This window comes from Micromonospora sp. WMMD708 (assembly GCF_049315245.1).
GTDB lineage: Bacteria > Actinomycetota > Actinomycetes > Mycobacteriales > Micromonosporaceae > Micromonospora > Micromonospora wenchangensis.
This window is the reverse complement of record NZ_CP186060.1, coordinates 1046194-1058706: the sequence shown is the minus strand read 5'-3', so window position 1 is coordinate 1058706 and position 12513 is coordinate 1046194. Positions and strand designations below refer to the sequence as shown.

General features: G+C 73.1%; 10 protein-coding genes. 3 read left to right on the top strand and 7 right to left on the bottom strand.

What is annotated here, in order from left to right:
- Position 1: 1 nt before the first annotated feature.
- The 7 genes from ACN260_RS04830 to ACN260_RS04800 all read right to left on the bottom strand — a co-directional run bounded on the left by ACN260_RS04830 (position 2) and on the right by ACN260_RS04800 (position 8482).
- The gene (locus ACN260_RS04830; protein WP_422754876.1) at positions 2 to 1489 is read right to left on the bottom strand and encodes a sugar transferase; all 1488 of its coding nucleotides are present in this window, start codon (positions 1487 to 1489) and stop codon (positions 2 to 4) included.
- Between the two features lie 219 nt (positions 1490 to 1708).
- A complete protein-coding gene (locus tag ACN260_RS04825; RefSeq protein ID WP_422754875.1) occupies positions 1709 to 3451 on the bottom strand; it encodes a substrate-binding domain-containing protein in 1743 nt (580 codons plus the stop codon).
- A 165-nt stretch (positions 3452 to 3616) separates the two neighbouring features.
- Positions 3617 to 4648: a lactonase family protein gene (locus ACN260_RS04820; protein WP_422754874.1), complete on the bottom strand. Its 1032-nt coding sequence runs from the start codon at positions 4646 to 4648 to the stop codon at positions 3617 to 3619.
- 107 nt (positions 4649 to 4755) lie between these two features.
- On the bottom strand, positions 4756 to 5358 hold the full coding sequence (locus tag ACN260_RS04815; RefSeq protein WP_145921422.1) for a GTP-binding protein: 603 nt from the start codon (positions 5356 to 5358) through the stop codon (positions 4756 to 4758).
- A complete protein-coding gene (locus ACN260_RS04810; protein ID WP_204928109.1) occupies positions 5339 to 5728 on the bottom strand; it encodes a DUF742 domain-containing protein in 390 nt (129 codons plus the stop codon). The genes ACN260_RS04815 and ACN260_RS04810 overlap by 20 nt, the downstream gene beginning before the upstream one ends.
- Positions 5718 to 6140, bottom strand: a complete 423-nt coding sequence (locus ACN260_RS04805; protein ID WP_204928110.1) for a roadblock/LC7 domain-containing protein — start codon at positions 6138 to 6140, stop codon at positions 5718 to 5720. The genes ACN260_RS04810 and ACN260_RS04805 overlap by 11 nt, the downstream gene beginning before the upstream one ends.
- Positions 6140 to 8482, bottom strand: coding sequence for a nitrate- and nitrite sensing domain-containing protein (locus ACN260_RS04800; RefSeq protein WP_422754873.1), 2343 nt, complete (start codon positions 8480 to 8482; stop codon positions 6140 to 6142). Before ACN260_RS04800 ends, ACN260_RS04805 begins: the two co-directional genes overlap by 1 nt.
- 431 nt (positions 8483 to 8913) lie before the next feature.
- Between ACN260_RS04800 and ACN260_RS04795 the strand changes: the two genes are divergently transcribed.
- From ACN260_RS04795 to ACN260_RS04785, 3 genes are all read left to right on the top strand, one after another.
- Positions 8914 to 9507: a hypothetical protein gene (locus ACN260_RS04795; RefSeq protein WP_422754872.1), complete on the top strand. Its 594-nt coding sequence runs from the start codon at positions 8914 to 8916 to the stop codon at positions 9505 to 9507.
- 13 nt (positions 9508 to 9520) lie between these two features.
- On the top strand, positions 9521 to 10624 hold the full coding sequence (locus tag ACN260_RS04790) for a hypothetical protein (protein ID WP_422754871.1): 1104 nt from the start codon (positions 9521 to 9523) through the stop codon (positions 10622 to 10624).
- Between the two features lie 226 nt (positions 10625 to 10850).
- On the top strand, positions 10851 to 12509 hold the full coding sequence (locus ACN260_RS04785; protein ID WP_422754870.1) for a sodium:solute symporter family protein: 1659 nt from the start codon (positions 10851 to 10853) through the stop codon (positions 12507 to 12509).
- Positions 12510 to 12513 lie beyond the last annotated feature (4 nt).

Sequence of the window (12513 nt, the reverse complement as noted above, 5' to 3'; positions counted from 1 at the left end):
GTCAGTACGCTCCGCGCCCGCGCAGCACCGCGCCGAAGGTCTTCCACAGGATGGTCAGGTCGGCGGCGAGCGACCAGTTCTCCACGTAGTAGAGGTCCAGCCGGATGCCGTCCTCCCAGCTCAGGTCGGACCGGCCGCTGACCTGCCAGAGGCCGGTCATGCCCGGCTTGACCAGCAGCCGGCGGGCCACGTCACCGTCGTAGCGGGCCACCTCGGACGGCAACGGCGGGCGGGGGCCGACCAGGCTCATCTGGCCGAGCAGCACGTTGACCAGCTGGGGTAGTTCGTCGAGCGACCACTTGCGCAGCAGCCGCCCGATCCGGGTGACCCGCGGGTCGTCGCGCATCTTGAACATCAGCCCGTTGGTCTCGTTGCGGGCGACCAGCTCGGCCAGCAGCGCGTCGGCGTTGACCACCATGGTGCGGAACTTCAGCACCCCGAACTCCCGGCCGCCCTGCCCGACCCGGGTCTGCCGGAACAGCACCGGCCCCCGGCTGTCCAGCCGGACGGCCAGCGCGATCAGCGCCACCAGGGGCAGCAGCAGCGCCAGCGCCACCGCGGCGGCGGACCGGTCGACGAACTCCTTGACCAGCTTGCGGGCTCCCCGGAACTCCGGTGCCTCGACGTGGATCAGCGGCAGGCCGGCCACCGGGCGGGTGTGGATGCGCGGGCCGGCGACGTCGGTGAGGGCGGGCGCGACGACCAGGTCGATCCCGGTGCCCTCCAGCTGCCAGCCCAACCGGCGCAACCGGGTCGCGGTCAGCTCGCCGGACGCGGTGACCGCGACGGTGTCCGCGCCGATCGCGGCGGCGGCCTCGGGGATGCCCCGCAGGGAACCCACCACCGGCACGTCGCTGAGCCGCTGCGGCACCGGGGCGAGCAGCGCGTCGGGGATGCACGCGCCGACCACGTGGTAGCCGGCGTACGGCTCCCGGCGCAGGGTGTGCACCAGTTCCAGCACGTGTGCGGTGTCCCCGACGACGAGAACCCGGCGGGACCAGCCGTCGCCCCGGCAGCGGGCCCGGTGCAGTGCCTTGCGGGCGGCGAACCGGGTGGCCACCAGCCCGACGGTGCCCACGGCGAAGGAGATGCCGAGGAAGCCCCGGGAGACCCCGGCGTCGAAGATGTAGCCGGCGATCGCGACCCCACCGGCCAGTCGCAGGCTCGCCCCGCTGACCCGCCGGTACTCGTCCGCCCCGTAGCCGAGCACCCGGTCGTCGTAGCAGCGCAGCGCCTTGAGCGAGACCAGCCAGACCAGCACCAGGGCCGGCGCGACCAGCACGTACGGAATCTCCGAGCCGCGCGGCACCGCATCACCGAAGCGGGTGGCGTAGCCGGCGAGGACCGCCAGCGACAGCACGGCGGTGTCCAGCACCACGAGCGTCCGGACGTAGCCCCGCTGGTTGGTCCGGGATCGAGTACCCGCCGATCGGCCACCGGGCGCCGACGGCGGGGTACGGACGGGCGTGGACAGCGTCGCCGAGGTCACCCAACCTCCCCCACATCACACTGGTCGGCTCCGAGCCTGGTGCTCACCTCTGGAGGGGGTGTCCGGCCGGAGCGCTCCCGACATCCTGCCCCACAATGATGCTCACCTATTGCTTCGGACGCATTACTGTCAGTTTTCTTTCGCCGCCGAGACGGAGAAATCCCACCACCGCAACCGATTCTCACCGAATGCAGTGACCCATGTGCACTGTGCGATCGATCAGCGCGGTGCGTTCGGGCGCAACGCGATGGCCTTCAGGAAGATGTCACCGATCTTGGACGGGTCCTCGGTGACGAAGGCGCCGCCACCGGTGACGTTGGTGATCGACTGGAGTTCGGCCTTGGAGACCTCGCTACCGATGCCGATGATGACCACCTGCACCGGACGCTCCGGGTCGTTGAGCTGCTTGAGCCGGCTGATCAGCGCGCTCTGCGAAATGCCGTTCTTGTCCTCGTTCTTGCCGTCGGTGAACAGCACCACCGAATTGACCCGGCCGGGCTCCCAACCGTCCTGGACGTTCTTGTACGCCGCCAGCATCGTGTCGTACAGGCCGGTGTCGCCGCTGGACGGACGGATACCGGCGAGCCCCTGCTCCAGCTTGCCCCGGTTGCCGGACAGCGGGTTGATCGGCTCGATCTCCCGCCAGTCCCGCGAACCGACCAACTCGGTGGAGAAGGTCCACAACCCGATCGACCAGGAGTCGTCGAACAGGTTCAGGCCCCGGCTGGCCGCCGCCACCGTCACCTGTTCCCGGCTGGCGTTGTTGGCCGACGGGACGGGGGCCTTCATCGAGCCGGAGACGTCGATGACGCAGAGCATCCGCCCGGACTGGGTGGCGATCGACCAGCCGGAGACCGCACGGTCTATGGCCACCGGGTCCAGGCCACCGGCGGCGGTCCCGCCGGACGGGGGCACGGCCGTACCACCGCCGGCCGGACTCGGCGCGCCCTGCGGCGCCTGGAAGCCCTCGCCCCAGTTGCCGTCCGGGGCCCGCAGCGACTGCACGGCCAGCCGGTTCTTGAAGCTCTGCGTGGTGAGCAGTTCGAAGAGCACCTTCGCCGCCGACGCCTTGGCCTGGTCGATCCCGGGCAGCACCGCGTACGGGTAGTCCAGCGGCATCGGGGACGGCTCCAGGTAGAGCGCGGCCAGCGGGATCGGCGGCTTGGTGTTGTTGTAGGCGATGACGTCCTCCTCCGACAGCGCGGCGGCACCGAGCGCGCTGGCGATGGAGGTCGGGTCGTTGGAGCGCGGGAACCGGGCCAGCAGATCCTGCCGCAGCGCCGAGCGGCCGGTGGCCAGCGCCCGCAGGGCGGCCGTGGTCGCCTGCTGGGCGTCGCCGCCCCCGCCGCTGGCCGCGGCGGTCAGGGAGAGCAGGCCGGAGAGCCCGGCGGCGTCCTGGGTCGGCTCGACGATGCCGGCCCGCAGCGGCTTGTCGCTGCGTACGGCCCGCAGCATGTCGTTCCAGGTGAGCTTCTTCTCCGGCCAGCCGAACTTGGTGCTGGCCACCGGCTGCGGCATGGCCACCACGACGGGGCTGCGGGCGATCGAGGCGCCGTTGCCGGGGGCGAACGCGGTGGCGCCGCCGCTCTTGAGGCGCAGCAGCCACGTCGACGAGTCCGGAATCCACACGTCGGGGGTGACCGCGGTGCCGCTGGCCTGCCCCACCCCGGCGAGGCTGGCCCCGTGCTTGCTGGCCACCGCAGCGGCCACCTCCACCGGTTCGGAGGCGGTGACGTTCACCTTGATGCAGGTGCCACCGACCGCGGCCCCGTCCGTCGTCCACTGGGCCGCGGCCCCCTCGACGGCCGGCGCGACCTCGGGCGCGGCGGCCACGGCGAGCTGGATCTCCCCCGAGCAGGACGGTCCGGCCAACTGCTGGTAACCGACCCATGAGCCGCCGACCACGACGACGAGTGCGGTCGCCGCCGCGGCGGCGCCCGCTCCACGGATACTTGAACGCATGCGATGGCGGCCAGACACGCTGACCATCTTGCGTATCTCGTTCGCTTTCTGCCATGACCGTTCGGACGAAAGTTACGCAGGAGAAACAGTTGATCACTATTTCGACACCGTGAGTAACTATATCGTCTCGTGACGTGGCACCGGTCCACCCCGGACGGCCGGACGTCAGGGCAGTACGCAGGTCGGACTCCCGGTGGGCACCGGCTCGCCCACCGGCGACGGCACGCCCGACTCCGGGTCGACCCGAAACACCCGGACCATGTCCGCCCGCTCGTCGGCGACGTACAGGTGCCGGCCGGAGAACGCGAAGTGCCGGGGCCACTCCCCGCCGGTGTCGACCTCGTCGACCAGCCGGGGCAGCTCCCCGTCGAGGGCGAAGACCGCCACCGTGCCGACCCCCCGGTTGCCCAGGTAGAGGAACCGGCCGTCCGGACCGACCGTGATCTCCGACGGCTGGACGTGACCGGACCGGCCGCTGGCGTCCACCCGGCCGAGCTGGTGCAGCGCACCGTCGACGGTCAGCTCGTAGGCGGTCACCGTCGCATCCAGCTCACCGGAGAGCCAGCAGCGCCGCCCGTCGGGATGCCGGGCCAGGTGCCGGGGGCCGGTGCCCGCGACCGTGTGCACCCGGGGCGCGCGCGGGGTCAACCGGCCGGTGGCGGCGTCCAGGTCGTACCGGTAGACCGAGTCGGTGCCCAGGTCGACGACGAGCAGCGGACCGGTACCGGGATCGGGCGACACCATGTGGCAGTGCGCCTGCTCCTGCCGCTGCGGGTCCGGACCGTGCCCCTGGTGGACCACCAGGTCGGTGCGGTCCCCGGGCACCCCCTGCCCGTCCAGCGGCAGGACGGCGACGCTGCCCCCGCCGTAGTTGGCGACGAAGAGGTGCCCGCCGTCCGGGGCGACCGCCAGGTGCGCCGGCTCGGCACCGCCGGTGGACCGGACCCCCAGCGGGGTCAGCCCGCCGTCGGGACCGACCGCGAACGCGCTCACCTGCCCCTCGGGCAGCTCGTTGACCGCGTAGAGCACCGGCAGGGACGGGTGCCGGACGAGGAAGGACGGCGCCGGGGTCACCGCGACCGTGCCGAGCGGGGTCAGCTTCCCCGACTCCGGGTCCCGCCGGGCGGCGACGATGCCCTCCCCGCGCCCACCCGTCTCCGCCGTGTAACCGCCGATGTGGACGATCGTCCCCGTCACCGGACCACCCCTCCGCCGAATCCCGCCGTCGCTCCCAGGCTTCCCCCGTTCACCCGCCGGCAACCCCGGTTTCCGGGGTTTCCACCCCGGCAGGGGCCCGGGGCCGGTCAGCCCACCGGGACCGGTTCGCCGCGCTGCCGGGCCACGTGCTCGACCAGCGAGATCAACACCAGCTTGCCGGACTGCCGGTCCCGGGCGTCGCAGAGCATCACCGGCACCTCCGGTTCGATGTCCAACGCCTGCCGCACCGCGTCGACGCCGAACCGGCGGGTGTCCTCGAAACAGTTGACCCCCACCACGAACGGGATGCCGCGCTGCTCGAAGTAGTCGATCGACGGGAAACAGTCGGCCAGCCGGCGGGTGTCGGCCAGCACCACCGCGCCGAGCGCGCCGAAGGCCAACTCGTCCCAGAGGAACCAGAACCGGTCCTGCCCGGGGGTGCCGAACAGGTAGACCTGGAGATCGTCGGTGATGGTGATCCGGCCGAAGTCCATCGCCACGGTGGTGGTCGACTTGCCCTCCACCCCGGACAGGTCGTCGGTGCCGATACCGGCGTCGGTCAGCACCTCCTCGGTCTGCAACGGCCGGACCTCGCTGAGCGCGCTCACCAGCGTCGTCTTGCCGGCGCCGAAGCCACCGGCAATGAGGATCTTGAGAGCCAGCGGCAGCCGGCCCGCTGAGGAGTCGCGATCAGAGCGCACGTAGTCCACTGACCACCGCCTTGAGGATGTCGTCGTCGGGAAGGCCGGCGGCGGCCGGCGGTTCGTGCACGGTGACCAGCCCACGGGCGAGCAGGTCACCGAGGAGCACCTGGACCACCCCGAGGGCGAGATCCAGGTCGGCGGCGAGATCCACCACCGCCACCGGCTGCCGGGCGTACTCCACCAGCCGACGGTGCTCGGGTTGCAGCCCCGGCTGGCCGTACGGGTCGACGCCCGCGGCGGCCAGCACGTACGCCACCAGGTCGAAGCCACCGACGGCGGGCCGTACCCGGCCACCGGTGAGGGTGTACGGGCGCACCACCGGACCGGCCGCGCCGTCCAGCCACTCGTGCTGGTGACCCGGCTGCTCAGCCCGCATCGGCGATCCCCGCCGCCGCCCTGGCCGGCGCGGTCAGGTTCTCGCCGACCCGGACGACCAGCATCGCCATCTCGTAGGCCACCAGGCCGATGTCGGCGTCCGCCGCGCAGGCCACCGCCAGGCAGGCACCCTGCCCGGCCGCGGTGACGAAGAGGTACGCCTCCTCCATCTCCACCACCGTCTGCCGGACGCCACCGGCGGCCAACTGTCGGCTGGCCCCCTTGGCCAGGCTGGAGAAGCCCGAGGCCAGCGCGCAGAGGTGTTCGGCGTCGGACCGCTCCAGCCCGGCGGAGGCACCGAGCAGCAGGCCGTCGGCGGAGAGGACCACGGCCTGCTGGGCCGCCGGCACCCGCTCCACCAGTTCGTCGAGCAACCAGCCGAGATCGGCGTTCTGCCGTGTCGTGTGCACCACTAGGCGTCCCTCTCAGTCGCGGTCGAATCGGGCGTCGCCCCCGGCCCGGCCGACGACGGGGATGCCCCGGCGTCGGACCGCCCCGGGTCGCCGCCCGCGGTCGGAGCGGGCCCGGCCGGCGGGACCGGGTGCACGCCGCTGCTGTCCAGCCGCCCCCGGGCGGTGCCGGCCTGCAGGGCCGACATCTGCCGCCGCACCTCCTCGGGAGAGCGGGTGGTGGTCGGGTCGGGGCCGGCCGGCGGGCGCGGGGGGCGGGCCACCGGGCCCCGGCGACGGACCCGGCGGGGCAGACCGTCGCCGTCGGCGGCGGCCTCCACGGACGAGGTACGGGCCGGCGCGAACGGCAGCACCGTCTGGTCCGGCCGCTCCCGGCTGGTCCGGGTGGTCCGCGGTCGGGGCAGGGTGGTCAGCCGGGTCACCGACGCCGCCGGGCGGTCCCGGGTCGGCGGGGCGATCGGTGGCTCCTCGGTGACCAGGTCGGCCGGGATGCTCACCAGCGCGGTGAGCCCGACCGGCGTCCCGGCCCGCAGGGTGACCCGGACGCCGTGCCGGGCGGCCAGCCGGGAGACCACGAACAGGCCGAGCCGGGCGCTGTCAGCCGGGTCGAACTCGGGCGGGGTGGCCAGCCGCCTGTTGGCGTCCTCGACCGCCTGCGGCGTCATCCCGAGCCCGTGGTCGGTGATCTCGACGAGGTAGCCGTCGACGACCGGTGCTCCGGTGACCTCGACCCGACGCTCGGGCGGGGAGAAGGCGGTCGCGTTCTCGATCAGCTCGGCGAGCAGGTGGATGACGTCGGCGACGGCCCGGCCGAGCAACCCGGCCGGCTCGACCCGACCGATGTCCACCCGGTCGTACGCCTCGACCTCGGAGATCGCGCCGCGCAGCACGTCCAGCAGGGCGACCGGCTGCCGCCAACCCCGGCCCGGCGCCGCCCCGGCCAGGATGACCAGGTCCTCGGCGTGCCGACGCAGCCGGGTCGCCAGGTGGTCGACGCGGAACAGCTCGGCCAGCTCGTCCGGGTCCTCGGCGCGGCGCTCCATCCGGTCGAGCACCGCGAGCTGCCGGTGCACCAGGCCCTGGCTGCGCCGGGCGAGGTTGAGGAAGACCTCGTTCAACCCCCGACGCAGCGTCACCTCGTCGATCGCCGACCGCACCGCCACCCGGCTGACCTCGGTGAACGCCCGGCCGACGTCGCCGATCTCGTCGGCACCGTAGGACAGCGGCGGGGCCTCCCGGGCCACGTCGACCTGCTCGCCCCGGCGCAGCCGGGCCACCACGTCGGGCAACCGGTGCCCGGCCAGTTCCAGCGCCGCGTTGCGCACGGCGGACAACCGGCGGGCCAGCGTCCGGCCGACCCGGAAGGCGACCAGCAGCGACACCCCGATGGCGACGAGGCCCAGCACCCCGGCGACGCCGAGGCGCAGCAGGATCGTGACGGCGACCGGCACGGACCGTTCGGCCAACCCGTCGGCCTGGCTGAGTTCGAAGTCGCGCAGCTCCTGCTGGACGGCCTCCTGGCTGGCCTGCCAGGTACGCGGGTCGATCGGCGGGAGGCCGGACGGTCCGGCGCTGAGCAGCTGCTCCTGCATGGTGCGGAGCCGGACGAACACCTCCCCCTCCACCAGCCGCTGGTAGGCGGCCCGGTCGGCGGCCGGCAGGTCGGCCACCGCCGACTCGGCGAGGAACCGTTCGTTGGCGATGGTCTGCACCAGCCGCAGGTGCTCGCCCTCGGTGAACCGGCCGGCGACGAAAGCCCCGGCGAGCATCGCGTCGGTCTGGCCGAGCAGCTCGCGGGAGCGGCCGATCGCGGTCAGGGCGAGCGCCTGCCGGTTCAACTCGGCGTCGGGCAGCGCCGCCGTCGCGGCGAACGCCTGGAAGGCCGAGGAGATCATGCCGCTGTACAGGCCGATGGCGCCGGCCCGGTCGACCTGCCGGCGGTCGATGAACCCCCGCCCGGCAGGCAACGCCTCCAGGGCGGCGCCGAGCGCGTCGAGCCGGGCGTCGAGCAGGTCACCGGCGGCGTCCCGCAACGCGTCGCCGTCCATCCTGCGGCGCAGCTCGACGATCGCCTCGTCGGTGCGTCGCCGCTGGTCGGCGAGGGCGGGCAGGGTGCCGGTGCCGGCCAGTTGGATCACCGAGGCCCGCCGCTCCCGTTGCAGTTCGGCCACCACCCGTTCGCCGGGACGGCCGAAGTCCGCGAGCAGGGTGCGGGCGGCGAGCAGGTCGAGCGCCGGTCCGAAGGTCAACGTCGTGGCGAAGATCCAGAGCGCCAGGAGGGCGGCCACCGGGGTGACGACCAGGGCGGTCAGCTTGGCGCGGATCGGCCAGTCGCGGGTGTCCATGATTCCTCGCCCGGGCGGGAGTGTCGGCGGTGGCGCCGGCACCGACCGGGCGGTTCCGGCATCGATGCCGGGCACCGGCGCGGCACCTTGGGCAGGATACGTAATCCTGACGCTCAGCACTACCGTGCGTCCTGCGGCGTCACCGCTGCGTCGCCGCCCCGCCACCCGCCGGGCCGCGCCGGCCGACCGGCATCCGACCAGGCCGTAACCGGGTTGATCAGGCATCGGCTCCGGCCGGCTGGCGCCCGCGCCGACTCCCCGCCGGCCGGCGGGACCGATGGAAAAATGTGATCGGATTTCTCCCCGATCGGGCCCGGACGCACGCCGTGGCCGCTTCGTCCCGGTCGGGATCGGCATGTGCGGAGGAAATTCGCCGGATCGGGATTGGTGATCAGTGCGGGGAGGGAATACCGCAGGGCGAAGGAGGAGCCATGTCGCCCACGCAGATAGTCCTACTGGTTCTCGCCGTACTGGTGGTGGCGGCGCTGGTCGCCGTGGCCGTGGTGGCCAGCCGCCGACGCGCCCTGAGGTCCCGGTTCGGCCCCGAGTACGACCGGGTGGTCGCGGAGCAGGACAGCCGCAGCGCCGCCGAGCGGGAACTGCGCGAGCGGGAGCGCCGCCACGCGGAGTTGACGCTCACCCCGCTCAGCCCGGCCGACCGCGCCCGGTACGCCGCCGCCTGGGAGGAACTCCAGGTCCGCTTCGTCGACGCGCCGGCCGAGGCCGTCGGTGACGCCGACGAGCTGGTCAGCCGCCTGATCGCCGACCGGGGCTACCCGACCGGGGAGTTCGCCGAGCAGGCCGCGCACCTGTCGGTGGAGCACGCCCGCACCCTGACCCACTACCGGGAGGCGCACGAGATCCGGCTGCGCAACGAGCGTGGCGAGGCCGGCACCGAGGATCTCCGGCAGGCCGTCGTCCACTACCGCACCCTCGTCGCCGACCTGCTCGGCGAGGAGCCGGTCGGGCACCGCCTCCCGGAGCAGCAGCACCCGGACAGCCCGCAGGACGCCACCACCCGCTGAGGAGAACACCACCATGCGCCAGGACGAGCAGCAGTCGACCACCGACCACCCCGAGGTCGTCCGGTCCACCCCGGTGGCGGTGCCGCCGCCGGACGCGGTGGACGCCGAGCCCGTCGGCCGGCACGCCACGGCCCACGACCACCGGGACCGCGACGGCGTCGACGACCGGGACGGCTTCGACCACGACGGCGACGGCATCGACGACCGGGACGGCTTCGACAACCACGACGGCTACCACGGCCCGCGGGCCGACGACGGGTCTCCCCTCACCCACCCGCACCCCCGCGACGACGCCGACCTGGCGACCGACCCGGAGACGGCGGCCGGCACCGGCCCGGACGGGGACCGGCGGCCGGAGTTCCACGAGCCCGCGCCGCTGCCCACCGCCTTCGGGGCGACCAGCGTGGGCGACGCGGTGGCCGCGTCGGCGCTGGCCGGTGGACGGCCGCAGGACGAGCGGGACGCCCGGGACGAGGACCTCGCCGTGCCCGGTGACGGGACGCCGGGGCGGACCGGACCGTTCGACGACGAGCGGGCCGACCCGACCGGGGCGGACCGGATCCACGACCGGGACCGCTGGTCGGCCGACCGCACCGCCGACGACCGCACCGGCACCGACGACATCGACGCCGGTGCCGTCAACGACACCGATCCGGACCCGGACACCGACCGGCCGGCCCCGGTGACCGACGCCGCCGGCTACGGCAGCGCCACCCCGGCGACGGTCGACCCGGACGCGACGCCCGGCGGCGTCGGGTCGACGGCGGCCGGCGTCGTCGCGGCCGGTGCCGCCGGTGCGGCGGCCGGTGCCGACGCCGACCGGTCGACGGGCGCGAACGTGCCCAGCGACGCCGCGACCCTGTTCGAGGCGGACGCCGCGCAGGGCTTCCGGGACCGGTGGCGCGACGTGCAGCTCCGGTTCGTCGACGACCCCCGGGGCGCGGCCGGCGAGGCGCAGTCGCTCGTCGAGGAGGCGATCGCGGCCCTCGCCGAGGCGCTCGCCGCGCAGAAGGAGAAGCTGGGCGGCTGGCAGGGCGCCGACGAGGCCGACACCGAGCAGCTCCGGGTGGCCGTCCGGCGGTACCGCGACTTCCTGGACCGCGTGCTGGGCCGCTGAACCGCCGCCGAGCCGGCGCTGAACCGGCGCGCGGGCGGCCCGCCGGCACCGCACCGGATGACCCACCGCCGGTGCTCCACCTCGTCGACGCCCCGACCGGGACACTCCCGGCCGGGGCGTCGCCGGTCCGCCCGCCGAATCGACCCGGACGCCGGGCATGAAAGCCCGCAGGAGGGGTAATAGCGCGCCCGGCGAGCGTGGACGGCGCATCGAAGGGTGGCGGACGATGGACGGTGCCGGGCTCAGACTGAACATGAACGTGCTGGATTACGGAATCCTCGCGCTCTACTTCGTCACCGTGCTCGGGGTCGGTTTCGCCGCCCGCCGGGCGATCCGCACCAGCGTCGACTTCTTCCTCTCCGGGCGCTCGCTGCCCGCCTGGGTGACCGGCCTGGCCTTCGTGTCGGCCAACCTGGGCGCCCTGGAGATCATCGGAATGGCCGCCAACGGCGCGCAGTACGGCATCATGACCGTCCACTACTACTGGATCGGCGCCGTACCGGCGATGATCTTCCTGGGCATCGTGATGATGCCGTTCTACTACGGCTCCCGGGTGCGCAGCGTCCCGGAGTACCTGCGGCTGCGGTTCAACCGCCCGACCCACCTGCTGAACGCGATCAGCTTCGCGGTCGCCCAGGTGCTGATCGCCGGGGTCAACCTGTACGCGCTGGCGCTGATCATGCAGGCGCTGCTCGGCTGGCCGCTCTGGCTGGCGATCATCGTCGGCGCGGTGATCGTGCTGGCGTACATCACCGTCGGCGGGCTCTCCGGCGCGATCTACAACGAGGTGCTCCAGTTCTTCGTCATCATCGCCGGGCTGGTGCCGATCACCGTCATCGGCCTGGTGAAGGTGGGCGGCTGGTCCGGCCTGATGGACTCGGTACGCGACTCGAAGCTGGGTGAGGCCGGGCTGCACGCCTGGGAGGGCACCGGCAGCACCGCGAACCCGCTCGGCGCGCACTGGCTGGGCATCGTGTTCGGGCTCGGTTTCGTGCTCTCCTTCGGCTACTGGACCACCAACTTCGCCGAGGTGCAGCGGGCCCTGTCGGCCAAGAACATGAGCGCCGCCCGGCGTACGCCGATCATCGCCGCGTACCCGAAGCTGGTCATCCCGGTGGTGACCGTGATCCCGGGTCTGATCGCGCTGGTCACCGTCAAGGGGCTGGGGGCCGAGTCCGGTGACCTGGTCTACAACAACGCGATTCCGTTGCTGATGCGCGACCTGCTGCCCAACGGGGTGCTCGGGATCGCGGTCACCGGCCTGGTCGCCTCGTTCATGGCCGGCATGGCGGCCAACGTCAGCGGCTTCAACACCGTCTTCACCTACGACATCTGGCAGGCGTACGTCCGCAAGGAACGGTCCGACGAGTACTACATCCGGATCGGGCGGATCGCCACCGTGGGCGGGGTCGTGGTGGGCATCGGCACCGCGTTCATCGCCGCCGGGTTCAGCAACATCATGAACTACATCCAGGCGCTGTTCTCCCTGTTCAACGCCCCGCTGTTCGCCACCTTCATCATCGGCATGTTCTGGCGGCGGATGAGCGCGCTTGCCGGTTTCTGGTCGCTGCTGGCGGGCACCCTGGCCGCGTTGGCGACCTACCTGCTCTACAAGGCCGGCGTGGTGCACTTCAACTCCGACCTGGAGGAGAGCTTCTGGGGCGCGGGCATCGCCTTCGTCACGGTCGCCGTGGTGGCGGCGGTGGTCACCCCGCTGACCCGCCCCAAGCGGGCCGAGGAGTTGCAGGGTCTGGTCTACGGGATGGGTGGGATCGACCTGAAGGGCGACGTGCTCGCCGGTGACCAGGTCTGGTGGCGGTCGCCGGTGCTGCTCGGCGCGATCGCGCTGGTGCTGGCCGTGCTCTTCTACATCCCGGTCTTCTGAGTCA